Origin of the sequence: Streptomyces sp. NPDC051963 (genome assembly GCF_044593495.1) — a bacterium.
In the GTDB taxonomy this organism is placed as follows: domain Bacteria; phylum Actinomycetota; class Actinomycetes; order Streptomycetales; family Streptomycetaceae; genus Streptomyces.
In genome coordinates this window covers 1,269,506-1,293,834 of sequence record NZ_JBIUCC010000001.1, presented here as the reverse complement: position 1 = coordinate 1,293,834, position 24,329 = coordinate 1,269,506, and the positions used below count along the sequence as shown (strand labels likewise).

Below are 24,329 nucleotides of genomic sequence, written 5' to 3'. Positions count from 1 at the left end.
CTGAATGGGTGCCGTAAGGCAAGAGCAAGGGCACCGTAAGACAAGGATTTGGAGCCGCCCTCATGCACCTCGACCACTCCCACGACGACACGCCCGCCGTCAGCGCCGACGCCCGCCGTCCCGACGGCTCCCGTCGAGCCCTCCGTATCGGACTCGGCGGACCCGTCGGTTCCGGGAAGACCGCCACCGTCGCCGCCCTCTGCCGTGTCCTGCGCGACGAACTGTCCCTCGCCGTCGTCACCAATGACATCTACACGCGTGAGGACGCCGAGTTCCTGCTTCGGGAAGCGGTGTTGCCGCCGGAGCGGATCACGGCGGTGGAGACGGGGGCCTGTCCGCACACCGCGATCCGGGACGACATCTCCGCGAATCTCGAAGCCGTGGAAGACCTGGAGGACGAGGTCGGGCCGCTGGATCTGATCCTCGTCGAGTCCGGTGGGGACAATCTGACCGCCACCTTCTCCAAGGGGCTCGTCGACGCGCAGATCTTCGTGATCGACGTCGCCGGGGGTGACGACATTCCGCGCAAGGGCGGACCCGGCGTCACCACCGCCGACCTGCTCGTGGTGAACAAGACCGACCTCGCGCCGTACGTCGGCTCGGACCTGGCCCGGATGGCGGCCGACGCCAAGGCGCAGCGGGCCGAACTGCCGGTGGTCTTCCAGTCGCTGCGGGGCGAGGACGGGGTGGCGGACGTCGCCGGCTGGGTGCGGGCGCAGCTCGTCTCGTGGACGGCGTGACCGTGCCGGGTGTGCGGGCCGCCGCGAGGATCGCCGCCCGCGAGGACGGACGCGGCGGTACGGCTCTTCCCGTGCTGGAGAGTGCGGGGCCGATCGCCCTGCGGCGCACCCGGGGGAGTGGCCCGGAGGCGTATGTGATGCTCGTCGGTGCGATGAGCGGGCCGCTGGGCGGGGACCACTTCTCCGTGGCGGCGGACGTCGCTCCCGGCGCCCGGCTGCGCGTCGGGTCGGCCGCGGCGACCATCGCGTTGCCGGGTCAGGCGAAGGGCGAGGCCCGCTACGACGTACGGTTGTCCGTGGCGGACGGGGGTGAACTGCGCTGGCTGCCCGAGCAGTTGATCTCGGCGCAGGGCAGCGATCTGTATGTGGGCACCCAGGTCGACCTCGGTGCGGACGCCCGGCTCGTGCTGCGCGAGGAGCAGGTGCTCGGTCGGGCCGGTGAGGAACCCGGACGGCTCACCAGCCGTCTCACTGTGCGGATCGCGGGGCGGACCGTCCTCGACCAGGAGCTGGCCTGCGGGCCCGGGGCGCCCGGTGGCTGGGACGGGCCCGCCGTCCTCGGGGGACACCGGGCCGTGGGACAACTGGTCGTCGTACGACCGGAATTTGCGGCCGAGCCCGCGGTGGCTCAGGTACTGGGGGACACCGCCGCGCTGACCCCGCTCGCCGGGCCGGCCGTGCTGGTGACCGCCGTGGCGCCGGACGCGCTGCGGCTGCGCCGGGTGCTGGACCAGGCGCTGGTGACGATCGAGGAAGCCTCCGCCGAGCGAACGGTGTAATCCGGTTATCGGATTGGCAAAGAACGCCCGTCACCCCTGTTCTCAGGGAACACACAGCCGAGAAGATCCCCGTACTTGACTCAACGATGTACGGGGAGGTCCCACTTGAGGGATATGAGACCAAAAGGGCGAGTTGCGGCGTTCGGTTCGGCCGGAGTACTCGTCACAGCGACACTGATAGCCGGTGCTGTCGCGGCGCCCACCGCCGGCGCGACCGGCCGGCCCGGGCAGGACCGCGAGGCCAACGGCGTCGCCGTCGCCGCGGCCCGGGCCGCGAAGGCCGGGATCGACTGGCAGGACTGCCCCGCCGACTGGGGACTGGAGAAGCCGATCCAGTGCGGCTGGGTCACGGTGCCGCTCGACTACGCCAAGCCCCACGGCAAGCAGATCAAGCTCGCCGTCGACCGCATCGGCAACACGGGCACCAAGGCGGAGCGGCAGGGCGCGCTCCTCTACAACCCCGGTGGCCCCGGCGGCTCCGGCCTGCGCTTCCCGCGCCGCGTCACGACCAAGGCGCCGGTGTGGGAGAAGACGGCCAAGGCCTACGACTTCGTGGGCTTCGACCCGCGCGGCGTCGGCCATTCGGCGCCCATCTCCTGCGTCGACCCGCAGGAGTTCGTGAAGGCGCCGAAGATGGACCCGGTGCCGGACTCCGAGGCCGACAAGCTCGCCCAGCGCAAGCTGGCCCGCGAGTACGCCGAGGGCTGCTACGAACGCAGCGGCGAGATGCTGCCGCACATGACCACGCCGAACACCGCACGCGACCTGGACGTGATCCGCGCCGCGCTCGGTGAGAAGAAGCTCAACTTCCTGGGCGTCTCCTACGGCACCTACCTCGGTGCGGTCTACGGCACCATGTTCCCGGGCCATGTCCGGCGGATGGTCGTCGACAGCGTCGTCAACCCGTCACGCGAGAAGATCTGGTACGAGGCCAACCTCGACCAGGACGTCGCCTTCCAGATGCGCTGGAACGACTGGCAGGACTGGGTCGCCGCCAACGACGCCACCTTCCACCTCGGCACCACCCGCGACGCCGTACAGGCGAAGTGGCTCGAACTGCGTGCCGCGGCCAAGAAGAGCCCCATCGGCGGGGTCGTCGGACCGGCCGAGCTGATCGGCTTCTTCCAGGGCGCGCCGTACTACGACTCCTCGTGGGTGCCGGTCGCCACGGTGTTCAGCAAGTACTTCGCGGGCGACACCCAGGCGCTGGTCGACGCGGCCGCCCCCGATCTCTCGGACACCGCGGGCAACGCCGCCTCGGAGAACGGCAACGCGGTCTACACGGCCGTCGAGTGCACCGACGCCAAGTGGCCCACCAGCTGGAAGAAGTGGGACCGAGACAACTCGGCGCTGCACAAGAACTACCCGTTCCTGACCTGGTCCAACGCCTGGATGAACCTGCCGTGCGCCACCTGGCCGGTCAAGCAGCAGACCCCGGTCGACGTGAAGACGGGCAAGGGGCTGCCGGGTGTGCTGATCGTGCAGTCCACGCGTGACGCGGCCACCCCGTACGCGGGCGCCGTCGAACTGCACAAGCGCTTCAAGGGCTCCCGCCTGATCACCGAGAAGAACGCGGGCTCCCACGGCGTGACCGGCCTGGTCAACCCGTGCATCAACGATCGGGTGGACAGCTACCTGCTCACCGGAAAGCTGGACGGCGCCGACGTGACGTGCGCACCGCACGCCACGCCCAAGCCGTAGAGCGTCGTACGACATGAGGGGCGGCCGGAGCCTCCGGCCGCCCCTTGCTCATGCCTCCAGCCAGGCGTCCTCCGCCGCGTAGTCGAAGAGGTCGCCGTACGTCTGGAACATCCTCGGATACGCCTCCCGCCAGTCCCGCCCGGCCAGTTGGCGCTCGATCCAGGCGACCGTGTCGGGAAGGGTCTCGGCGTACCTCACCACCGGGCGGTAGCCCAGCTCCCGTTCGGCGGCGGACATGGAGCAGATCACGGGCACCGGCACCGTCCATGGCGTGTCCCCCACGGTCGGCGCCGGGGGACCCCCGTCCACCAGCACGCTCTCCGTCTCGACGCCCATCACCGCGTCGATCGCCCCGGCGATCTCCGCCACCGTCGGCGCCTGCGGATCGACGGCGTTGAGTACCCGTGAGCCGGGCCGTGCGGCGGCCAGCCGGATCAGTTCCGCGATGTTGTGCACGCTCGCCGGATGGAAACGGCTCTCGCCGCCGAAGGCGAGGATCCGCTGGGTCCGGCCGTCCAGGTTGCGCTTGACGAAGTACAGCTCGCGCGGGGTCCGGCAGTGCGGGCCGTGGATCGCGCCCGCGCGCAGCAGCGTGGTGGGCAACCGGTCACCGGCGGCGAGGAGATCATGCTCCAGCGCGGCCTTGCGGGTGCTGTACGAGGTGTCGCCGGGCCGGATGGTGCGCTGTTCCTCCGTGATCGGCACCGGGTACTCGGGGAAGCCGTCCGGCTCGTCCTGGGTGTCGAAGTTGCGGCCCCTGTCGTCCTCGTACACCGACAGGCTGGAGATCACCACGGCCGAGCCCACGTGACCGGCGAGCGAGGTCAACTGCCGTGCGTGCTCGGTGCCGTAGGCGACCATGTCCACCAGGACGTCGCAGCCGTCGCCGATCACCGCTGCCAGGGCAGTGTCGTCCGCGCGGTCGGCCCGCGCGACCCGCACCTCCTCGGGCCAGTCCTCGTCCCGGCCGCCGCCCCGCGAGACGGCCGTCACCTCCCAGTCGTCCCGGGCCAGCGCGCTCACCGCGAGCCGTCCGATCTGTCCTGTCGCTCCGATCACCACAGCGCGTCTCATAGGGGGACCGTACGGGCGACCTGATCCTCTTCCAAGACGCTTTTGCCGAGAGCAGAGTTCAGCCGAGCGGCAGCCGTGGGAACCGGCGCGCCTTCTCCGCGCCCGCCGCGGCCTGCTCGGCCTTGACGACGGCCGCGTACTGGTCGACGTACTCCTGCTCGGAGAGCGTGAGGATGGCGTACATGATCTCGTCGGTGACGGCGCGCAGGATCGCCTTCTCGTTCTCCATGCCGGCGTAGCGGGAGAAGTCGAGGGGCTTGCCGAAGCGGATGGCGACGGGGTGGATCTTCGGGATCTTCCGGCCCGGCGGCTGGGCCTCGAAGGTGCCGATCATCGCGCACGGGATGACGGGGGCCTGGGCCTTCAGCGCCATCACCGCGACACCGACCTTGCCCTTGTACAGGCGGCCGTCGTGCGAGCGGGTGCCCTCCGGGTAGATGCCGAGCAGTTCGTCCTTGCTCAGCACACCGAGCCCCTCGCGGATCGCGGCCTGACCGGCATCCTTCCCGGAGCGGTCGACCGGGATCTGTCCGGCGCTGCGGAAGAAGGTCGCGATCAGCCGGCCCTTGAGACCGGGGCCGGTGAAGTACTCGGCCTTCGCGAGGAAGGTGATGCGCCGCTTGATGATCGCGGGCATCAGGAAGTGGTCCGAGAACGACAGGTGGTTGCCGGCGACGATGCCGGGCCCGGTCGCGGGAATGTGCTCGAGTCCCTCGATGCGCGGCCGGAAGACCAGTCTCAGCAGGGGGCCCAGTAGCACGTATTTCAGCAGGTAGTAGAACAAGGGGGTGCTCCTCGCTCCCGGCGGGTCGGCTCGACGGCCGTGTTCCAGCAGGTCAACCGGCATGTGGTGGGGGTGTCAGTGTAGGCGCAGCCGGGGGCGGCCGGAACAGGGCCGGTTCGCCGCGATTCGGGCTCTGTGGCGCATTTCTGATGGTTGGTCAGGACGGACGGCGGGGTCACAGCCGTACGGCGATCAGCGCGGTGTCGTCGGTGGCGCCCCCCGGTGGCAGCAGTTCCAGCAGGACGGCGTCGGCGAGGGTCTCGGGATCCGCGCCCAGATGGAGTCTGAGGGAGTCGGCGAGGCGGGCCAGGCCGGTGTCGATGTCCTCGCGGCGGCGTTCGATCAGGCCGTCGGTGTAGAGCACGAGGGTCGCGCCCGTGGTGAAGGTCGCACGGGCCTGCGGTCTCGGGACCGGGCTCGGACGGGCGTCCAGTGGGGGGTCGGTGGCCCGGTCGAGGAACTCCACCCGGCCGTCGGGGTGGAGCAGTGCGGGCGGTGGATGCCCGGCGCTGCTGTAGGTGATGGTGCGGGCGTCGAAGTCGATGAACGTCGTGACCGCGGTGGCCGATTCGGCGCCGTCGACCACATGGGCGTACCGGCCCAGGACGTCCAGGGCCTGAGCGGGCCCCTCGGCTACGCGCGAGGTGGCGGTGAGCGCGCTGCGCAGCTGGCCCATGACGCCGGCCGCCTCCAGACCGTGGCCGACCACGTCACCCACGGACACGGCGATGCGGTTGCCGCCCACCAGATCGACCAGGTCGTACCAGTCCCCGCACACGTTCAGTGCGCCGACCGCCGGCCGATAGCGCACCGCGACCCGGTGACCGCCCACCTGCCGGTGCGCCGGGAGCATCGCCTCCTGGAGGGCGAGGGCGACCTCGCGTTCCCGGGCGTGGGCCTGGCGCAGCCGGTCGTTGAGCTCCTGGAGTTCGCGGGCGCGGGTGTACAGCTCGGCCTCCAGCACCCGGGCGCGGCTGCCGTCGGGGCCGCCGCGGGCCCGGATGAGCTCGGTGACCTCCTCGACCCGGTGCACCAGCAGCACCACCTTGCCGTCCGGGCCGAACACCGGCGCGTTCACCGGGCTCCAGTAGCGCTCCTCCCACTGGCCGGGGCGCCCGGGCGATTCGACGTCGTACCGCTGGAGGGCCATGGCGTCGCGCTCGCCGGTCGCCAGGACCCGGTGCAGTGAGGCCGCCAGGTTGCGCATGCCGGTCGCGGCGGGGTCGTTCGGGTTGTCGGGGAAGACGTCGAACAGGTAGTGGCCGATCAACTCCTGCCGGGTACGCCCGGACGTCCGCTCGAACTCCTCGTTGATGTCCACGTACACCAGCTCGGGGGTGAGCAGCGCGACCATCCCCGGCAGGCCCTTGAACACCGCCCCGTAGTCGATCGCCGCATCGTTCATGGCTGCCGCCTCACCACAGGTTCACCCCAGTTTCCCACGTTATGTACCCGGGGCTCCCGGCTCAGCGTGGATCCGTCAGCGACTGCTCGGCCCAGATGATCTTCCCCTCGGGCACGAACCGGGTGCCCCACCGCTGGGTGAACTGGGAGACCAGCAGCAGCCCGCGTCCGCCCTCGTCCGTGGTGCGGGGATGGCGCAGATGCGGCGCGGTGGCGCCACCGTCGAGGACCTCGCAGACCAAGGCGCGTTCCCTGATCAGCCGGAGCCGCACGGGGCCGGAGGAGTGCCGAATGGCGTTGGTGACCAATTCGCTGACGACCAGCTCCGTGGTGAAGGCCAGCTCCTCCAGGCCCCAGTCCGTCAGCTGCCGGGCGGCGGCCTTGCGGGCGTCGGCGACCACCGCCGGGTCCAGCGGCAGGTCCCAGTCGGCGACCTGATCGACGCCCAGCAGCCTGGTACGCGCCATCAGCAGGGCCACGTCGTCGTGCGGGCGTTCCGGGGACAGCGCGTCCACCACGCTCCGGCAGCGCAGGTCGAGCGAGGCCGCGCGCTCCTCCAGCGCCCGGCGCAGCCGGTCCCGGTCCACGTCGAGAGCCCAGTCGTCCCCGTGGGCCAGCAGTCCGTCGGTGTGCAGCGCGAGGGTGCTGCCCGCCGCCAGCGCCAGCTCGACCGCCTCGAAGGGCGGGCCGCCTGCACCGAGCGGCGGTCCCAGCGGCAGGTCGACGAAGGTGACATGGCCGTCGGGCATGATCACGGCGGGCGCCGGATGCCCGGCCGCGGCCATGGCGCACTGTCCGTCCACGGGGTCATACACGACGTACACGCACCCGGAGCCCACGGTGTCCGTCCCCGCGGCGGCCGGCTCGACGCCCTCCTCGCGCGCCGACCGTGCGACCAGGTCGTCGAGGTGGGCCAGCACCTCCGCGGGCGGCAGGTCCATGGCGGCGAGGGTCCGTACGGCGGTCCGCAGCCGTCCCATGGCCGCGGCCGCGTCGATGCCGTGACCGGGCACCTCGCCCACGACGAGGGCGACGCGGGCGCCGGAGAGCGGGACGACGTCGTACCAGTCGCCGCCGAGGCCGGTCAGCTCGTCGGCCGGGCGGTAGCAGGCGGCCACCTCCACCGCGTCCTGCTCGGGCAGCCGGTGCGGGAGCAGACTGCGCTGGAGTACCAGCGCCGCCTCGCGCTCGCGGGTGTAGCGCCGGGCGTTGTCCACACAGACGGCCGCCCGCGAGACGAGGTCCTCGGCCAGGGCGAGGTCGTCCTCGTCGAAGGGCTCCTGACGATGGCGCCGGAAGAACGTGGTCACGCCCAGGGTGGTGCCCCGAGCGCGGATCGGCACGATCACGACGCTGTGCAGCCCCAGCTCCAGGAAGGTCGCCTCCCGGCCACCCGGGATGTCCGTGGCCCACTCCTTGGCGAGCGGGTCGAGCCGCTCCTCGCGCCAGGACCTGCCGCTGGTGAGCGAGCGGATCGGGGGCGACCCGGCGACGTAGGCGGCCGCGGAACCGACGGCGACGACGGCCTCGGGGACGTTCTCGTGCACCGACTGCTGCCCGGCCCGGCACAGCGGCACATGGTCCGGGTCGCCGATCGGTCCCGGCGTGAGCTCGGCGCCCCGCAGCACCGGTTCCAGCAGGTCCACGGTGACGAAGTCCGCGAAGGCCGGCACGGCCACGTCGGCCAGCTCCTGCGCGGTGCGCAGGATGTCCAGGCTGCGGCCGATGTGCTCGCCGGCCCGGTCCAGCAGCGCCAGCCGCTGCCGGGCACGGTGACGCTCGGTGATGTCTACGACCGTGTAGTACACGCCCATCGGACGGCCCCGGTCGTCGTGCAGCCGGGTGAACGACATGACGTGCGCGGTCTCGCGGTGCGGTGCGGACTGCACCTGGCCCACGTGCTCGTAGCCGACCACGGTTTCACCGGTCTCCAGCACATGCCGCATCTGTGCCTCGATGCCGTCGGAGTCCAGGCCCGGCTGGATGTCCGCGAGGCGCAGGCCCAGCCGGTGCACGGGCGGTCCGCTGCCGTACTGCTCCAGGGCCGCGTTGGACCACACGTAGCGCAGGTCCATGTCCACGATCGCTATGCCGACCGGCGACCTGTCGGCCATCTGCTCCAGCACCGTGCGGCTCATGTCCCAGCCGGGGGCCCCGGCCAGCTCGGAGAGCAGGACCAGCCACCGGGCGCGGGCCCCCGGCTCCTCCGCCGAGGTGACCCGCACCATGAGCCTGATCTGCTGGCCGTCGCTGCGCCGGACCGTAAGCAGTCCGGCCCAGCCGCCGTCCCTGCGGCACCGCTCCATCAGGCCCGGCATCCGCTCCGCGTCCTCGGCGGACAGCAGGTCGGCCATCCGGGCCCCGACCACTTCGGAGGTTTCGTGCCCCAGCAGCCGCCTGGCCTCGTCGGTCCAGCCGGTCACCACGCCCTGTGCGTCGAGCAGCAGAGGCGCGGCATCGGCCACGTCGAACCGTTGCCGGGCAAGGTCGTGCTCCTCAAATGTGCCCACGGCCGACCTCTCTGTCGCTGAGAGTGGTCTACCACCTCTTGTCTCAATCTTCACCCTTCGGGACAGAGTGGGGCGCGGGATCAGGCGAGCAGTGCCTTCTCCAGTGCCCCGAGGGCCGCCGTGAGTTCCTCGCCGGTGATGGTCAGCGGCGGGGCGAGGCGGATCGTCGAGCCGTGGGTGTCCTTGACCAGGACTCCCTCCCGCATGAGGCGTTCACTGACCTCGCGCCCGCTGCCGAGGGCCGGGTCGATGTCGACACCCGCCCACAGCCCGCGCGACCGGAAGCCCACGACACCCTTTCCGACCAGCGCGGACAGTCCGTCTCGCAGCACGGTGCCCAACTCGGCCGCCCGGCGCTGGAACTCGCCCGTCTCCAGCAGCTCCACGACCGCCGTACCCACCGCCGCCGCCAGCGGATTGCCGCCGAACGTCGACCCGTGCTCGCCCGGCCGCAGCACACCCAGCACATCCCGGCGCGCCACCACCGCCGACACCGGCACGATGCCGCCGCCCAGAGCCTTGCCGAGCAGGAGCATGTCGGGGACGACCGCCTCGTGCTCCACGGCGAGCGTGCGCCCGGTACGGCCGAGGCCCGACTGGATCTCGTCCGCGATGAACAGACAACCCTTGCGCCGGGTCAGTTCGCGCACCCCGGCCAGATAGCCGTCGTCCGGGATGACGACCCCCGCCTCGCCCTGGATCGGCTCGATCAGCACGGCCGCCGTCGTCTCGTCGACCGCCGCCTCCAGCGCGACCAGGTCGTTGTACGGCACGATCCGGAAGCCGGGCGTGAAGGGGCCGAAGCCGCTGCGGGCGGTCTCGTCGGTGGAGAAGCTGACGATGGTCGTCGTACGGCCGTGGAAGTTCTCGGCCGCCACCACGATGGTCGCCCGGTCGGCGGGGACGCCCTTCACGTCGTACGCCCACTTGCGGGCCACCTTGATGCCGCTCTCCACCGCCTCGGCGCCCGTGTTCATCGGCAGCACCATGTCCAGGCCCGTCAACGCGGCCAGCCGCTCGGCGAACTCGGCGAGCCTGTCGTTGTGGAAGGCGCGCGAGGTCAGCGTCAGCCGGTCGAGCTGGGCGTGGGCGGCGTCGATCAGCGCGGGGTGGCGGTGGCCGAAGTTGAGCGCGGAGTACCCGGCCAGCATGTCGAGGTAGCGGCGGCCCTCCACGTCCTGGACCCAGGTGCCCTCGGCGCCGGCGACCACCACGGGCAGCGGGTGGTAGTTGTGCGCGAGGACCGGCTCCTCGGCGCGGATCATGTCGGCGGACGAGCGCGTACGGACGGGTACTTCGGTGGTCGCTGTCATGAGCGGATCTCCTGAGTGCAGCACTTGATGCCGCCGCCGGCCTTCTGGAACTCGGACAGGTCGACGGGGACGGGGGCATAGCCGTGGTCGTCCAGCCGGGCGGCGAGGGCCTCGGCCTGCGGTGCGATGAAGACATGGTGTCCGTCGGACACGGAGTTCAGCCCGAACGCCATCGCGTCGTCGCGGGTCGCGAGCACCGCGTCCGGGAACAGCCGCGCGAGCACCACACGGCTGCCCGGCGAGAATGCCTCCGGGTAGTACACGATGTTGTCGTCGTCCAGGACGAACAGCGCCGTGTCCAGGTGGTAGAAGTACGGGTCCACCAACGTCAGGCTGATGACCGGGTGCCCGAAGAACTCCTGCACCTCGCGGTGCGCCTCCCGGGTGGTCCGGAATCCGGTGCCTGCCAGGACGTACCGGCCCGTCCAGACCAGGTCGCCCTCGCCCTCGCAGACCGAGTAGGGGCGGTGGACGTCGTAGCCCGCCTCCTTGAACCACATGTCGTAGTGCGTGGACTCGGGGCGTCGCTCGGGTGCGTGGAAGAGCGAGCCGAAGACGCGGCCGTCGACGACGACCGCCGAGTTCGCGGCGAACACCATGTCCGGGAGGCCGGGGACCGGCTCCACGGCGTCCACGGTGTGGCCGTGGGAACGGTAGGTGCTGATCAGGGACTGCCACTGCTCCTGGGCCAGATCGACGTCGACTCGGACGTCGGGATGCATCCAGGGGTTGATCGCGTACTGCACGGCGAAGTGTCTGGGTTCACAGACGAGAAAGCGCCGCCGGCGCGGCACACGGCTGTCGGGCACAGAGGGGTCCCTCCGCTTCCTGGAGTGTCGACTGGGGTTGACACCACGGTAGGAACTGACCCATACGCTCGACAAGAAACAAGGCTTGCGTGTCCGCGCAGGAATGCTGCGTCTTTACGATTGTCAGCGCACGTCTGATGCGTCCTCGGGGGCGGGGTGGGTGGCGCCCGCCTCCGGACTCTCCGGGATCAGATGGGACAGCACCATCACACTGATCGTCTTCCGGATGAACGGCTCCGCACGGATCCGCTCCAGCACCTCCTCGAAGTGCTCGACATCCCGCGCCCGCACATGCAGCAGCGCGTCCGCACCGCCGGTCACCGTCATCGCCGCCGTGATCTCCGGATGGTTGCGCACCACCTCCGCCAGCCGCCTGGGCGGCGCGGCCCCCTCGCAGTACACCTCCACATACGCCTCCGTGCGCCAGCCCAGCGCCGACGGCTGCACCGTGGCCGTGAACCCGGTGATCACATCCGTCTCGCGCAGCCGGTCCACCCGCCGCTTGACCGCCGTCGCCGACAGGCCCACGGCCGCCCCGATCTCGGCGAAACTGGTCCTCGCGTTGGCCATCAGCGCGGTGATGATCTTCCGGTCGAGGTCGTCGAACTGCGTGGGCCTGCTGCTCATGGCCGCACTGTATCCAGCGGGAACGTCCACACCGGCACATGTGCAGGCGTACGAATTGCTCCTAGACTCCGGGTTCATGCTGCGCGCCCTCGCCGTCGACGACGAACGCCCCTCGCTGGAGGAGCTGCTCTACCTCCTCAACGCGGATCCCCGGATCGGCAGTGCGGAGGGCGCGAGCGACGCGACCGAGGCGCTGCGCCGCATCAACCGGGCGCTGGAGTCGGGCCCGCACGGTCCGGAGGCCATCGACGTCGTCTTCCTCGACATCAACATGCCCGGCCTCGACGGACTCGACCTGGCCCGGCTGCTCACCGGATTCGCCCGGCCGCCACTCGTCGTGTTCGTCACCGCCCACGAGGACTTCGCCGTGCAGGCCTTCGACCTCAAGGCCGTCGACTACGTCCTCAAGCCCGTCCGCAAGGAGCGCCTCGCCGAGGCGGTCCGTCGCGTCGTCGAACTCTGTGCCGCCGAACTCCGCGACAGCGGGCCACGCATACCCGTGAGCGAGCCCGACCCCGACCACATACCCGTCGAGCTCGGCGGCGTGACCCGTTTCATCGCCGTCGAGGACATCACCCACGTCGAGGCCCAGGGCGACTACGCCAGGCTGCACACCGACAAGGCCAGCCACCTCGTCCGCATCCCGCTGTCCACCCTGGAGGAGCGCTGGCGCTCCCGCGGCTTCGTCCGCATCCACCGCCGCCATCTCGTCGCCCTGCGCCACATCGGCGAGCTCCGCCTGGACGCGGGCACCGTGAGCGTCGTGGTCGGCTCCGAGGAACTCCAGGTCAGCCGACGCCACACCCGCGAGCTGCGGGACCTGCTGATGAGGAGGCCCTGACGGTGCCCCAGAACCCCGCTGAACGCCGTGTCGTCGTCACCGGCCCGCCCCGCCGCACTCGCCGTGTCTCGGGCTACTACCGCCCCCGCACCGAGATCGACGAGCAGACCACCCTCGGCCACACCTACGTCCGCTCCCTGATGCGCACCCAGCTCCGCGCCGGCCTCGCCGTGTTCGCGGTCCTCGGCCTCCTCGTCGGCCCGCTGCCCCTGCTGTTCGCCGCCATGCCGGACGCCCGCGGACTGGAGTGGGCGGTCCTCGGCTTCGGCCTCTACGCCCCGCTCGTCCTGCTCGCCCGCTGGTACGTGCGGCGGGCCGAGCGCAACGAGCGGGACTTCGTGCGCCTCGTCGAAGACCGCTGAAACCGCAGACCCATGAACTACAGCTACGCCGTACCCGCCGTCGCCCTGGTCGTCATGGCGACGGTCCTCGTCGGCGCCTTCGGCCTGCGCATCTCCCGCACCACCTCCGACTTCTACGTCGCCTCCCGCACCGTCGGCCCACGCCTCAACGCCGCCGCCATCAGCGGCGAGTACCTCTCCGCCGCCTCCTTCCTGGGCATCGCCGGCCTGGTCCTGGTCCAGGGCCCCGACATGCTCTGGTACCCCGTCGGCTACACGGCCGGCTATCTGGTGCTGCTGATCTTCGTCGCCGCACCGCTGCGCCGCTCCGGCGCCTACACGCTGCCCGACTTCGCCGAGGCCCGTCTCGCCTCCCAGGCGGTACGACGGCTCGCCGGGGCCTTCGTCGTGGGCGTCGGCTGGCTCTATCTGCTGCCCCAACTCCAGGGCGCCGGACTGACGTTGACGGTCCTGACCGGGGCGCCCGACTCGCTCGGCGGACTGATCGTCGCGGTCGTCGTGGTGGCGATCGTCGCCGCCGGCGGCATGCGCTCCATCACCTTCGTGCAAGCCTTCCAGTACTGGCTCAAGCTCACCGCACTGCTCGTCCCCGCCCTCTTCCTGGTCCTCGCCTGGCAGGGTGACGGAGCACCGACCCGCGCCTTCGAGGAACCGGCCACCTTCCGCGAACAGCGAGTCGTCCGCGTCAACGACAGCCTCGACCTCGAACTCGACCGGCCGCTGACCGTCACGGTGAGCGGCACCGTCGACGGCCGCGCGCACGAGGACACCGAACTGCGGCTGCCCGCCGGCACCCACCACATCGACGCCGGCACCCGGCTGACCTTCGCCGAGGGCGCCGCCGTCCCCGAGGCCGACCCCGCCGGCGACGGCAGCCTGTCACCCTCGCAGGCCGAGAGCCGCGGCGAACGCCCGCTGTACGCGACGTACGGCCTGATCCTCGCCACCTTCCTGGGCACCATGGGCCTGCCGCACGTCGTCGTCCGCTTCTACACCAGCCCGCACGGAGTCGCCGCCCGCCGCACCACCGTCGCCGTCCTGGGCCTGATCGGCGCCTTCTACCTGCTGCCCCCGGTCTACGGCGCCCTCGGCCGCCTCTACGCCCCCGAACTCACCCTCACCGGCGACGCGGACGCCGCCGTACTCCTCCTGCCCGACCGCGTGATCGGCGGCCTCGGCGGCGACCTGCTCGGCGCGCTGGTCGCCGGGGGAGCCTTCGCCGCGTTCCTGTCGACGGCCTCGGGACTGACCATGGCCGTGGCCGGCGTGCTCACCCAGGACGTCCTCCCCTCGCGCGGCGTACGGCACTTCAGGCTCGGCACGGTCCTCGCGATGGCCGTGCCCCTGGCCGCCAGCGTCCTGGTGGGCGGGCTGCCCGTCGCCGACGCCGTCGGGCTGGCCTTCGCCGTGTCCGCGTCGTCGTTCTGTCCGCTGCTCGTCCTCGGCATCTGGTGGCGGCGACTGACCCCGCCCGGCGCCGCCGCCGGAATGCTGGTGGGCGGCGGCTCCGCGCTGGTCGCCGTCGCCGCGACCATGGCCGGATTCCCGGGCAGCGGAGCATTCCACGCCCTGCTCGCCTGGCCCGCCCTCTGGTCGGTACCGCTGGGCTTCCTCACCATGGTGCTGGTGTCCCTGGCCACGCCGAGCCGGGTACCGGCCGGGACGGCGGCGATCCTGGCCCGGTTCCATCTGCCGGAGGAGCTGCGGACGGAGGCGAAGGCATGAGCGGATTCATCGCCGGCCTGTGCGTGGCGATCCTCCCGCTGCTGGCCGCCGGATTCTGGCTCGGCCGCCGCACCGCACGCCCCGAGAGCCTCGGCGGCCTCGGCACCCCCGTCGAGCACGCCACCTTCCAGACCCTGCACACCGCCTCCCTCGCCGCGCCCCCGCTGCGCGCCGGCCTGACCGAGGAGACCGCCCGCAGGTCGGCCCGGCGACTGCGTTCACTGCTCGGCACGGACGCGCTGTGCCTGACGGATCAGAAGGAGGTGCTGGCCTGGGACGGGGTCGGCAGCCACCACCGTACGGAGATCATGGACCGTCTCGCCGGACCGCTGGAGTCCGGCCGGGGAGAGGCCTTCCCGCTGACCTGCGACGCGCCCGACTGCCCGGTCCGCTGGGCCGTCGTCGCCCCGCTCACCGTCGACGACCGGGTCCACGGAGCGCTCGTCGCCTGCGCACCCCGCGAATCGGCGGTACTCGTGCGGGCCGCCGGCGAGGTCGCCCGGTGGGTCTCCGTCCAACTGGAGCTGGCCGACCTGGACCAGTCCCGAACGCGTCTGATCGAGGCCGAGATCAAGGCCCTGCGCGCCCAGATATCCCCGCACTTCATCTTCAACTCGCTCGCGGTGATCGCCTCGTTCGTCCGCACCGACCCCGAGCGCGCCCGCGAACTGCTCCTGGAGTTCGCCGACTTCACCCGCTACTCGTTCCGCAGGCACGGCGACTTCACCACCCTCGCCGACGAACTCCACGCCATCGACCACTACTTGGCGCTCGTCCGGGCACGCTTCGGCGACCGCCTCTCCGTCACCCTTCAGATCGCGCCCGAGGTGCTGCCGGTCGCCCTGCCCTTCCTCTGCCTCCAGCCGCTCGTCGAGAACGCCGTGAAGCACGGTCTCGAAGGCAAGGCGGACAAGTGCCACATCAGCATCACCGCACAGGACACCGGAGCCGAGGCGCTGGTCGTCATCGAGGACGACGGCGCCGGCATGGACCCCGTCGCCCTGCGCCGCATCCTCGCCGGCGAGGTCAGCCCGTCGGGCGGCATCGGGCTGTCCAACGTCGACGACCGGCTGCGCCAGGTGTACGGCGACGACTACGGCCTCGTCATCGAGACCGCCCAAGGAGCGGGCATGAAGGTCACCGCCCGGCTGCCGAAGTACCAGCCGGGCGTGCACTCGGCGAGTCGACTGACCGGCGGATGAGACTCAGGTGGGCTTGGTGACGATCATCCCCAGGGTGATCAAGCCCAGCACGACCCAGCCGAACCACAGCCAGCCACTGCTGCCGAGCGCCACCGTATAGGCGGTCACCACGACCAGTCCGCCGACCGTGAGCACCCCCATCGTCTTGGTCGATCCGTCCGAAGAACCGGGCATCGCAACACCCTCCTCATGGTTCGTCCCCCTCCATGGTGCCCCCGTTCTGCCTCCGTACGGTGCACACGACGAAATGTGTGCCCGACTTCCAGGCCCCCTCGCTCGTCCAGGAGCCCGCCAGATACACCGAAGGGTCGAAGCCGTAGTCGCGTGGCGGCACATCCCGCGCGCACGCCTCGTCCGACTCGGTGCGCGCCTGGGTCAGCGTGACGTCGGAGGCCAACCGGGTGAATCCGAGCACCATCTCGTCGTGCGGACCACCGCAGGAGACCAGCCGGGCAGCCCGGCTCGACGGTACGTCCAGACAGTCCCGCTTCTGCATCGTCGCCGTGTCCGCGAACGCCGTCCCGACCTTGCGGTGCCCGCCCAGCGGCCCGTACACCGGGCCCTGCGCGCCCAGCACCAGGCAGGCGGTCCGCCGCCCGGCGGCCTCGAAGCCCTCCTCGGTCGGCGCGACGGCGAGACTGCGGACGTCCGCGAGCTTCTCGCGGATCTCCTGCGTCCGCTCCTCACAGCGCGCCGCCCCCTCGGCGGCCGCCTCCTCCGCCGACGTGGTCTCGACGAACGCCATCACCTGCCCGTCCGGCGCCTCGTCACGGCAGGTGGCGTCCAGGTTCAACCGGGGCGTGCCCTGGAACGGAGCCGCCCCCGGCCACTGGGCGAGCACACAGTCACCGTCCCGGAGCGGCTCGGCGAGCCCGACGGCCTCTCCGTACGGCTGCTCGGCCCCGTCGTCGCCGCTCGTCTGCCGGGCCATGGCGTACCAGACGCCGCCTCCCGCGAGCGCCAGCGCGAGCAGACAGGCGACGGCGGCCCGGAGGGCGTGGGAGCGGGTACGCCGACGCCTGCCGGGACCGACGACCACCGGCCCGAAGCCCTGTGGCACGGGGGCGGGCGGGACGGGCGCCGGTGCGGCGGCGGCCCAGGGCGGCTGCGACCCGAGATCGGTCTGCGTCCGCGCGTACGGCTCGGCCTGTGGCGTCACGATCCGCGACAGCGCCGCCTCCGCCTCCGCCGCGGAGATCCGCTGCCCCGGATCCTTGACGAGCATCGCGTCGATCACCGGCCCCAGCGCACCCGCGCGCACCAAAGACCGCGGCTCCTCGGTGACCACCGCGGTGATCTCCGCGAGATGCGACTCCCGCTCGAAGGGCCCCAGGCCCTCCACCGCGTGATAAAGCGTGCAGCCCAGCGAGAACAGGTCGGCGGCCGCGGTGGGCGGTCCGCCCGTGGCCCGCTCCGGCGCCAGATAGCCCGCCGTGCCGATCAGCACGGACGTCAGCGTGTACCGCGTCTCGCCTGCGTCCGGCTGCACGGAGATGCCGTAGTCGGTGAGCAGGATCCGGCCGTACGGCGACCCGGTGCGGTCCGGCGCCAGCAGGATGTTCGCCGGTTTCACGTCCCGGTGCATGACGCCCCGCTCGTGTCCGGCGGTCAGCGCGTCCAGCACCCCGAGCCCGATCCGGGCGCACTCCGCGGGTCCCAGTGGGCCGCGTTGCGTGATCAGGTCCCGCAGATCGACCGCTCCGGGCACGTACTCCATGACGATCCACGGCAGCCCGTCGTGCTCCAGCACGTCATGCACGGTCACCACGTGCGGATGACTGCGCAGTCCGGCGGCGTGCCGTGCCTCCGCGCGGGCCCGTGCCACCCGCGCCTCCCGCTCGTGCCCTTCCTCGGCCGGATCGCGGAACACGATCTCCTTGAGCGCGACCTCACAGGCGAGTCTCTGGTCGTGGGCGAGCCACACATGGCCCATACCGCCGCTGCCGAGCTGGTTCAGCAGCAGATAGCGGCCGGCGATGACCCGGCCCACTCCCGACGTCGGTGATCCTGAAGGCATCCGCTGGCTCCCGGGTTCTGCGGGGTGCTACGTGATGGCGCTGGAGACGGGCGCGCCGGTGACCGGGGCGCTGCTCGCCGGTTCGCCGGCTGTGGGTGCGGTGCTGGTGGCCGGGGTGTCGGGCGGGGGTGCGCTGGATGTCACCGGGGGAGGCGCGCTGCTGGTTTCCGGGGGAGGGGCGCTCGTCGTCACGGGGGGCGCGCTTGTCACGGGCGGTGGCGGGTTGCTCGGTGGGTCGGCGGGCGGTGGTGCGCTCGTGGAGGGCGGCTTGGAACTCGGCGGCGGGCTCGATGGAGGCGCCGGTGAACTGGGCGTCGTACCCGACGAGGGTGGTGAAGAGGACGGCCCGGTGCTGGACGTGGGCGGCTTGCCGTCGGGTCCGCCGGTCGAGGGGGAGGTCCCTCCGGGCGCCGGGGGAGTGGTCGACCCACCGGACCCGCCCGACCCACCTGATCCGCCTGATCCGCCTGATCCTCCCGTCTCACCCCCGGCCACGCTCAGCATCACGTACTCCCCGAACCTGAGCTCCGTGCCCGCGGGCGGATCCGACGCCGTGACCCGTGCACCGTCCGGCGGCAGCCTCTTCCCGTCGACGGCGACCGCCAGCCCCTTGTCGGCCAGCCGGCGGCTCGCGTCGCCGAACGTCGTCCCGGCGACGTTCGGCACCGCCCGCCGCTCCCGGGTGTCGAAGGCGCGGTCCTTCTCACCTGTCGTGCCGACCGGCCGGTTGATGCCGCGGTCGGCGTCCTCGACGTCGACGAGGGCGATCCGCTCCAGGGCGCGCGGTGCCGGCCGTACGGCCACGACGGAGGCACGGTCGAATCCGGCCCACTCCTTGTTGCCGTCCTCGAACTCGACGGAAATCCGGCCGGTGTCACCTTCGAACGGCCGCAGCGGATTTCCGCAACTGCACTTCACGGTGGGCTGTCCCTGCCGGTCGACGAGCACCGCGATGCCGGCCTGGAGCAGTGAGTCGAAGGGGACGGCATTCCCCTTTTTGTAATCGTGGTTCTTCACGAGAGTGTCGTGACGCAACAGAACGGGTGTGAGCCGGTCCAGATACGCCGGAATCACGTCCGTGGTGATGTCCAGAACACTCGCCCACGCCTGAGCCTTCTGCTCGTTCGCGGGATCGGTGAGAAAACGCTTGAGCTTCTCGACATCACAGATCGTCGGCTGTTTGGATCCCCCGTACAAGCCGGGCGTGTCTCCCTGCTGGAGACTGCCACGGGCCGACTGCGAGCGGATCCGGACGTCCTGTCCCAGCCCGCCGTTCTCGTCGAAGAAGGGGGCGAGGGACGGAACTCCCGCGGCCACCGCCTTCACCGCGAACAATTGTGCGTCTCTGTCGCATGCACTCAACGCCAGAACGAAAACCAGCAGGACGGCGATCCTCCGGACCACCGATTTCCCCACCCTTTGCATGAACGCGCGAAATGTCATCACCGCTCCCCCCGGCGGTTCCCCCAACGCGCTTCATGCTACTGAATGGAAAAGCCGTTCAGTGTCCGCGTGCGTTCAGTGAGGCCAAATAGGCGTTGTACGCCTCGAGTTCCTTGTCGCCGTCCCGGTCGGCCGCCCGGTCCTGGCGCCGCGCCTGCCGCTGCTCGCTCGCGTGCCACTGGAACAACAACGCCAGCAGGACCAGCACCGACGGGATCTCGCTGAACGCCCAGGCGATCCCGCCGGCCGCGTTCTGGTCGGCGAGCGCGTCGATACCGAGCGAGGCGGGCGGGTTCTCGTACGTCTTGATCATCGGGGTCGACGCCATCATCAGCGCGATGCCGAAGAACGCATGGAACGGCATCCCCGCGAACAGCTCAAGCATCCGCATGAGATAGCCCGGCCGCTGCGGCCCCGGGTCCACGCCCATGATCGGCCAGAAGAACACCAGGCCGACGGCGAGGAAGTGCACCATCATCGTGACGTGACCCGCCTTGGACCCCATCAGGAAGTCGAACAACGGCGTGAAGTACAGCGCGTAAAGGCTCGCGATGAACAGCGGAATGGTGAACACGGGGTGCGTGATGATCCGCATGTAACGGCTGTGCAGCGCCGCCAGCAACAACTCCCGTGGCCCCTTCCGCCCCTTGCCCGCCACCGGTAGCGCCCGCAATGCCAACGTGATCGGCGCGCCGAGCAGAATGAGAATCGGCGACAACATGCTGATCACCATGTGCTGCACCATGTGCACGCTGAACATCACCATGCCGTAGTCGTTCAGCTTGGTGCACATCACGAGCGCGATGGTCAGCACACCGATGACATAGGCAACGGTCCGCCCCACCGGCCAGGCATCCCCGCGCCGCCGCAGCCGCACGACGCCGTATGCGTACAGCGCGATCCCCACCAGACAGGCGACGAGGAAGAACGGGTCGGCCGACCACTGAAGTCCGCGTCCCAGCGTGAACGGCGGCAGATCCATGGTCATGCCGTGCCCGCTGTGATCCATTCCGGCGGCTCCTGATTCGTGGGGGTTGTGCAAGTCTGTCCGCACACAGACTAGAACTGCCCCCGGCCGCAGCTGCGGCCGGGGGCAGACTCTTCAGTTCCGCACGACTCGATCTAGAGCACGCATTCGGCTTCTTCGTAGCGCTCCGTGGGAACGGTCTTCAGCGTCTCCACGGCCTCCGCCAATGACACCATCACGATGTCGGTCCCGCGAAGAGCCGTCATCTTGCCGAACTCCCCACGGTGCACGGCCTCCACCGCATGCCACCCGAACCGAGTGGCGAGAACCCGGTCGTACGCGGTCGGCGTCCCGCCGCGCTGCACATGTCCGAGGATCACCGGGCGAGCCTCCTTGCCCAGCCGCTCCTCCAGCTCGATCGACAGCTGACGGGCGATCCCGGCGAAGCGCTCATGACCGTAGATGTCCTTGCCGCCCTCGTCGAAGGCCATGGAGCCCGCCATCGGCTTGGCCCCCTCCGCCGCCACGACGATCGCGAACCGCTTCCCGGCCTCGAACCGCTCCCCGACGACCTTGGCCAACTCCTCGATGTCGAAGGGCCGTTCCGGTACGACGATGGCGTGGGCGCCGGCCGCCATGCCGGAGTGGAGCGCGATCCAGCCGGTGTGGCGGCCCATGACCTCGACCACCAGCACACGCTGGTGGGACTCGGCGGTCGTCTTCAGGCGGTCCAGCGCTTCGGTCGCCACGCCCACGGCCGTGTCGAAGCCGAAGGTGACGTCCGTGACCGCGATGTCGTTGTCGATGGTCTTCGGCACGCCCACCACGGGCAGGCCGTTGTCCGACATGAGCCGCGCCGCCTTGAGCGTGCCCTCGCCGCCGATCGGGATGATGGCGTCGAGGCCGAGCTCGGCGAGATGGCCCTTCGCCCGCTCCACACCGTCCCGCAGATGGGACGGCTGGACGCGGGAGGAACCGAGGATCGTGCCGCCGCGGGCCAGGATGCCGCTGACCGCGTCCAGGTCGAGCTTGAGGTAGTCGCACTCCAGGAGGCCCTTCCAGCCGTCCCGGAAACCGATGACCTCGTCGCCGTGGTCGACGACGGCGCGGTGCACGACGGACCGGATGACGGCGTTCAGGCCGGGGCAGTCGCCGCCGGACGTGAGGACACCAATGCGCATAGCCCGAAATACCTTCTCAACGTGGGCCGGGGACCGGACCACGTTGTCCGGCTCGATCCCCGCCACCCTAGCGGCAGGAAGGGGCGGGGCCGAACCGTGCGTCCGCCTGCTGGACGACCCCGCTCACCTGTGCGGACTCATCGTCAGACGGGCTGGTAAAGCCTGGCTGGAGTGCAGGTGTACAGCCAGGTCAGGCAGGCTGCTGTGCGGCCGTGACCCGCTCGGTGCGCAGCGCCTCGTACCACCGGTCGTCGGTCGGCGGCAGCGCGTTCACATCGAGCGCCAGCTTCAGCAGCAGGTCGGCGATCTGCGGGTTCCGGGCCAGCACCGGACCGTGCATGTACGTACCGAACACCGTGTCGTTGTACGCGCCCTCCGTGCCGTCACCGGTGCCGTTGCCCTTGCCGAGGCGCACCTGGGCGAAGGGGCGGGCGGTGGGGCCGAGGTGGGTGACGCCCTGGTGGTTCTCGAAGCCGGTCAGCTGCGGCAGACCCAGGCGCGGGTCGATGTCGGCGAGTACGTCGCCGACGCACCGCTCGCCCTCACCGCGCACGGACACCACGTCCAGCAGCCCGAGGCCGGGCTCGCGCTGGCCGAGGTCGTTGATGAACTCATGGCCGAGGATCTGGTAGCCCGCGCACACCGAGAACAGGATCGCGCCGTTGCCGGCGGCGCGGTGCAGCCCGCCGTCCCGGCGCAGGCGTTCGGCCGCGAGGCGCTGCGGGCGGTCCTCGCCGCCGCCGATCAGATAGATGTCGCCGGACGTCGGGATCGGCTGGTCGCTGCGGACGTCCAGACGGGCCACGTCGAGGCCGCGCTGCCGGGCGCGGCGCTCCACGACGAGGACGTTGCCCTGGTCGCCGTACGTGCTGAGCAGGTCGGGATAGACCCAGACGACCCGCAGGCTGTTGTCGCTCACAAAAGTCCCCTGTGTGTCAGTTGCCGACGCGGCGGCGCAGATCTTGGAAGGCGGTGTAGTTCGCGATGACCTCGATGCGGCCCGGCGGGCTCATCTGCACGGCCTGGTCGAGGTTCTCGCAGACCTGGAAGTGCTGGTCGGCGACCTCCAGACGTACCGCGAGGTCCAGCTTGCGGTCGCCGATGACGCAGATCGGGTGGCCGGTCAGCCGCGTGTAGTCGACGTCCCACAGCCAGGAGGTGTCGGTGCCGTCGGCGCCGCGGGCGTTCACCGAGAGGATCACCGGAGTCGGCGGCGGATCGATCAGGCTGAACGTCTCGAGCCAGCCGGCCGGGTTCTTCGCGAGCAGCAGCCGCAGATCACGCTGCTGGAACTGCACGATGTCATAGCGTCCGGCCACGGCCTGCACCTGGTACATACGCTCCAGCGCGACCTGCGGCGGCACCCCGAACACGGCGGCGACAGCGGCCGAGGAGGCGGCGTTGGCCTTGTTGGCGCGGCCCGGCAGCTGGAGGTGGATCGGCCAGGCGGAGCCGTGCGGGTCGAGCACATGGTCGCCCGACAGCGCCCAACTGGGCGTGGGCCGCCGGAAACCGCACTCACCGCAGAACCAGTCGTCACCCGGCCGCTGCATCACACCACCGCAGGACGGGCAGGACCAGGCGTCGTCCTTCCACATCTGCCCGGCGGCGACCCAGATCACGTTGGGCGAGGAGGACGCGGCCCAGACCACGAGCGGATCGTCGGCGTTGGCGACGACCACGGCCTTCGAGCCGGCGAGTCCCTCCCGCCAGTTCTCGGCGAGCATCCGGGTCTCGGCGGCGCGGTCGAGCTGGTCGCGGGAGAGGTTGAGCAGGGCGATGCACTTGGGGTCGGTGTCCCGGGCCACCCCGGCGAGGTACTTCTCGTCGACCTCGATCACTCCGTACCGCGCGTCGGACCCACCGGCCAGCGCGGAGGTGATGCCGGCGGGCATGTTGGCACCGAGCGCGTTCGAGACGACCGGGCCCGCGGCGCGCAGCGCCTCGGCGATCAGCCGGGTCGTGGTGGTCTTGCCGTTGGTCGCCGACACCAGGATCACGTCCAGGTGCTGGGCGAGCCGCGCGAGGAGGTCGGGGTCGAGTTTGAGGGCCACCCGGCCGCCGATGACCGAACCGCTGCCGCGCCCGGCGGCGCGCGACGCCGCCGCGACCGCCTTGCCCGCGGTCACGGCGAGCTTGGCCCGCGGCGTGAGCGGGTCCGAGTTGCCTGACATCAGTTCCCGATCCTCCTTGCGTACGCGCCGCGCCTCTGCCTGACGGCAACGTGGTGGTGGCCAGCCTATCGAGATCCATTCGCACTCCCGAATCGCCGTACCCTTGCGGCCATGCGTAACGGCTCCATTCCGGGCGCGCGCGGGCGCGTCCGGCCCCTCAGTCTGCTCGGCGAAGCGGTCCTGCACGACCCCTGCCGGGAGGTCACCGACTTCGGCCCCGAACTGGCCGCACTCGTCGACGACTTGTTCGCGACGATGTACGCGGCACAGGGGGTGGGGCTGGCCGCGAACCAGGTGGGGGAGTCCTTGCGGGTGTTCGTCTACGACTGCCCCGACGACGAGGAGATCCGGCATCTGGGACACATCGTGAACCCGCGGCTGGTGGCGGCGGACGGAGTGGTGATCCGCGGCCCGGAGGGCTGTCTGTCCCTGCCGGGTCTGGAGGCGGGGACGGAACGGTACGACCATGCGGTGGTCGAGGGGTTCACGGTGACGGGTGAGCCGATCGCGGTCCACGGCACGGGGTTCTTCGCCAGGTGCCTACAGCACGAGTGCGACCACCTGGAGGGCCGGGTGTACGTCGATCAGCTCACGGGGTGGCGAAGGCGCAGGGTGTTGCGGCAGGCCGCGCGAGCGCCGTGGGGGCGATGAGGATCGTGCGGCTGCGGGGCGTCTG

The 24,329-nt window shown here is 70.9% G+C and carries 22 protein-coding genes; 8 read left to right on the top strand and 14 right to left on the bottom strand.

Annotation, left to right across the window (positions count from 1 at the left end; genetic code table 11):
* Nucleotides 1-62 precede the first annotated feature (62 nt).
* From ureG to ACIHFB_RS05480, 3 genes are all read left to right on the top strand, one after another.
* A complete protein-coding gene (ureG, locus tag ACIHFB_RS05490) occupies nt 63-740 on the top strand; it encodes an urease accessory protein UreG (protein ID WP_365270449.1) in 678 nt (225 codons plus the stop codon).
* Nucleotides 728-1,519, top strand: coding sequence for an urease accessory protein UreD (locus ACIHFB_RS05485; RefSeq protein WP_400125364.1), 792 nt, complete (start codon nt 728-730; stop codon nt 1,517-1,519). The genes ureG and ACIHFB_RS05485 overlap by 13 nt, the downstream gene beginning before the upstream one ends.
* 105 nt (nt 1,520-1,624) lie before the next feature.
* A complete protein-coding gene (locus ACIHFB_RS05480) occupies nt 1,625-3,220 on the top strand; it encodes an alpha/beta hydrolase (RefSeq protein WP_365270443.1) in 1,596 nt (531 codons plus the stop codon).
* 48 nt (nt 3,221-3,268) lie between these two features.
* On the opposite strand, the gene ACIHFB_RS05475 is transcribed toward ACIHFB_RS05480, so the two are convergent.
* From ACIHFB_RS05475 to ACIHFB_RS05445, 7 genes are all read right to left on the bottom strand, one after another.
* Nucleotides 3,269-4,282 carry an NAD-dependent epimerase/dehydratase family protein gene (locus ACIHFB_RS05475; RefSeq protein WP_400125613.1) on the bottom strand — a complete coding sequence of 338 codons (1,014 nt, stop codon included), beginning with the start codon at nt 4,280-4,282 and terminating at the stop codon, nt 3,269-3,271.
* Between the two features lie 70 nt (nt 4,283-4,352).
* Nucleotides 4,353-5,078: a lysophospholipid acyltransferase family protein gene (locus ACIHFB_RS05470; protein ID WP_365271073.1), complete on the bottom strand. Its 726-nt coding sequence runs from the start codon at nt 5,076-5,078 to the stop codon at nt 4,353-4,355.
* A gap of 175 nt (nt 5,079-5,253) precedes the next feature.
* A complete protein-coding gene (locus tag ACIHFB_RS05465; protein ID WP_365270440.1) occupies nt 5,254-6,483 on the bottom strand; it encodes a SpoIIE family protein phosphatase in 1,230 nt (409 codons plus the stop codon).
* A 61-nt stretch (nt 6,484-6,544) separates the two neighbouring features.
* On the bottom strand, nt 6,545-8,992 hold the full coding sequence (locus ACIHFB_RS05460) for a SpoIIE family protein phosphatase (RefSeq protein WP_365270437.1): 2,448 nt from the start codon (nt 8,990-8,992) through the stop codon (nt 6,545-6,547).
* A gap of 80 nt (nt 8,993-9,072) precedes the next feature.
* Nucleotides 9,073-10,305 carry an ornithine--oxo-acid transaminase gene (gene rocD, locus ACIHFB_RS05455; protein WP_365270434.1) on the bottom strand — a complete coding sequence of 411 codons (1,233 nt, stop codon included), beginning with the start codon at nt 10,303-10,305 and terminating at the stop codon, nt 9,073-9,075.
* Nucleotides 10,302-11,114: a dimethylargininase gene (gene ddaH, locus ACIHFB_RS05450; RefSeq protein WP_365270431.1), complete on the bottom strand. Its 813-nt coding sequence runs from the start codon at nt 11,112-11,114 to the stop codon at nt 10,302-10,304. Before ddaH ends, rocD begins: the two co-directional genes overlap by 4 nt.
* Before the next feature lie 123 nt (nt 11,115-11,237).
* A complete protein-coding gene (locus ACIHFB_RS05445; protein ID WP_365270428.1) occupies nt 11,238-11,741 on the bottom strand; it encodes an Lrp/AsnC family transcriptional regulator in 504 nt (167 codons plus the stop codon).
* Nucleotides 11,742-11,817: 76 nt separating this feature from the next.
* Here ACIHFB_RS05445 and ACIHFB_RS05440 point away from each other — a divergent pair, with 76 nt between their 5' ends.
* The 4 genes from ACIHFB_RS05440 to ACIHFB_RS05425 are packed head-to-tail and all read left to right on the top strand — an operon-like array spanning nt 11,818 to nt 15,871.
* Nucleotides 11,818-12,582, top strand: a complete 765-nt coding sequence (locus ACIHFB_RS05440; RefSeq protein ID WP_365270425.1) for a LytTR family DNA-binding domain-containing protein — start codon at nt 11,818-11,820, stop codon at nt 12,580-12,582.
* A gap of 2 nt (nt 12,583-12,584) precedes the next feature.
* On the top strand, nt 12,585-12,944 hold the full coding sequence (locus tag ACIHFB_RS05435; protein WP_365270422.1) for a hypothetical protein: 360 nt from the start codon (nt 12,585-12,587) through the stop codon (nt 12,942-12,944).
* Between the two features lie 12 nt (nt 12,945-12,956).
* Entirely contained in the window at nt 12,957-14,669 is a 1,713-nt protein-coding gene (locus ACIHFB_RS05430) for a cation acetate symporter (protein ID WP_365270419.1), read from the top strand.
* Nucleotides 14,666-15,871 carry a histidine kinase gene (locus ACIHFB_RS05425; protein ID WP_365270416.1) on the top strand — a complete coding sequence of 402 codons (1,206 nt, stop codon included), beginning with the start codon at nt 14,666-14,668 and terminating at the stop codon, nt 15,869-15,871. Before ACIHFB_RS05430 ends, ACIHFB_RS05425 begins: the two co-directional genes overlap by 4 nt.
* Before the next feature lie 3 nt (nt 15,872-15,874).
* Here the strand turns inward: ACIHFB_RS05425 and ACIHFB_RS05420 are convergent, their stop codons facing one another.
* From ACIHFB_RS05420 to ACIHFB_RS05390, 7 genes are all read right to left on the bottom strand, one after another.
* Complete coding sequence (locus ACIHFB_RS05420) at nt 15,875-16,045, bottom strand: hypothetical protein (RefSeq protein WP_365270413.1); 171 nt, start codon at nt 16,043-16,045, stop codon at nt 15,875-15,877.
* Between the two features lie 13 nt (nt 16,046-16,058).
* A complete protein-coding gene (locus ACIHFB_RS05415; protein ID WP_365270410.1) occupies nt 16,059-17,888 on the bottom strand; it encodes a protein kinase in 1,830 nt (609 codons plus the stop codon).
* A 27-nt stretch (nt 17,889-17,915) separates the two neighbouring features.
* Nucleotides 17,916-19,214: a DUF6777 domain-containing protein gene (locus tag ACIHFB_RS05410; RefSeq protein ID WP_400125358.1), complete on the bottom strand. Its 1,299-nt coding sequence runs from the start codon at nt 19,212-19,214 to the stop codon at nt 17,916-17,918.
* A 175-nt stretch (nt 19,215-19,389) separates the two neighbouring features.
* On the bottom strand, nt 19,390-20,340 hold the full coding sequence (locus ACIHFB_RS05405; RefSeq protein ID WP_365270404.1) for a cytochrome c oxidase assembly protein: 951 nt from the start codon (nt 20,338-20,340) through the stop codon (nt 19,390-19,392).
* A 113-nt stretch (nt 20,341-20,453) separates the two neighbouring features.
* Nucleotides 20,454-21,479 (bottom strand): 6-phosphofructokinase, encoded by a 1,026-nt coding sequence (locus tag ACIHFB_RS05400; RefSeq protein ID WP_365270401.1) that lies wholly within the window; start codon nt 21,477-21,479, stop codon nt 20,454-20,456.
* Between the two features lie 190 nt (nt 21,480-21,669).
* Nucleotides 21,670-22,398 (bottom strand): glutamine amidotransferase, encoded by a 729-nt coding sequence (locus tag ACIHFB_RS05395; protein ID WP_365270398.1) that lies wholly within the window; start codon nt 22,396-22,398, stop codon nt 21,670-21,672.
* Between the two features lie 16 nt (nt 22,399-22,414).
* Nucleotides 22,415-23,653: a MurT ligase domain-containing protein gene (locus ACIHFB_RS05390; RefSeq protein ID WP_365270395.1), complete on the bottom strand. Its 1,239-nt coding sequence runs from the start codon at nt 23,651-23,653 to the stop codon at nt 22,415-22,417.
* A 111-nt stretch (nt 23,654-23,764) separates the two neighbouring features.
* Here ACIHFB_RS05390 and def point away from each other — a divergent pair, with 111 nt between their 5' ends.
* Nucleotides 23,765-24,304: a peptide deformylase gene (gene def / locus ACIHFB_RS05385; protein WP_365270392.1), complete on the top strand. Its 540-nt coding sequence runs from the start codon at nt 23,765-23,767 to the stop codon at nt 24,302-24,304.
* The last annotated feature ends 25 nt before the right edge of the window (nt 24,305-24,329 follow it).

Bases quoted from the DNA above. Each gene is read 5' to 3' on its own strand.
- ACIHFB_RS05400 (WP_365270401.1), bottom strand. From the start codon at position 21,479: ATGCGCATTGGTGTCCTCACGTCCGGCGGCGACTGCCCCGGCCTGAAC.
- rocD (WP_365270434.1), bottom strand. From the start codon at position 10,305: ATGACAGCGACCACCGAAGTACCCGTCCGTACGCGCTCGTCCGCCGAC.
- ACIHFB_RS05425 (WP_365270416.1), top strand. From the start codon at position 14,666: ATGAGCGGATTCATCGCCGGCCTGTGCGTGGCGATCCTCCCGCTGCTG.
- def (WP_365270392.1), top strand. From the start codon at position 23,765: ATGCGTAACGGCTCCATTCCGGGCGCGCGCGGGCGCGTCCGGCCCCTC.
- ACIHFB_RS05420 (WP_365270413.1), bottom strand. From the start codon at position 16,045: ATGCCCGGTTCTTCGGACGGATCGACCAAGACGATGGGGGTGCTCACG.
- ACIHFB_RS05430 (WP_365270419.1), top strand. From the start codon at position 12,957: ATGAACTACAGCTACGCCGTACCCGCCGTCGCCCTGGTCGTCATGGCG.
- ureG (WP_365270449.1), top strand. From the start codon at position 63: ATGCACCTCGACCACTCCCACGACGACACGCCCGCCGTCAGCGCCGAC.
- ACIHFB_RS05445 (WP_365270428.1), bottom strand. From the start codon at position 11,741: ATGAGCAGCAGGCCCACGCAGTTCGACGACCTCGACCGGAAGATCATC.
- ACIHFB_RS05390 (WP_365270395.1), bottom strand. From the start codon at position 23,653: ATGTCAGGCAACTCGGACCCGCTCACGCCGCGGGCCAAGCTCGCCGTG.
- ACIHFB_RS05440 (WP_365270425.1), top strand. From the start codon at position 11,818: ATGCTGCGCGCCCTCGCCGTCGACGACGAACGCCCCTCGCTGGAGGAG.
- ACIHFB_RS05405 (WP_365270404.1), bottom strand. From the start codon at position 20,340: ATGGATCACAGCGGGCACGGCATGACCATGGATCTGCCGCCGTTCACG.
- ACIHFB_RS05465 (WP_365270440.1), bottom strand. From the start codon at position 6,483: ATGAACGATGCGGCGATCGACTACGGGGCGGTGTTCAAGGGCCTGCCG.
- ACIHFB_RS05415 (WP_365270410.1), bottom strand. From the start codon at position 17,888: ATGCCTTCAGGATCACCGACGTCGGGAGTGGGCCGGGTCATCGCCGGC.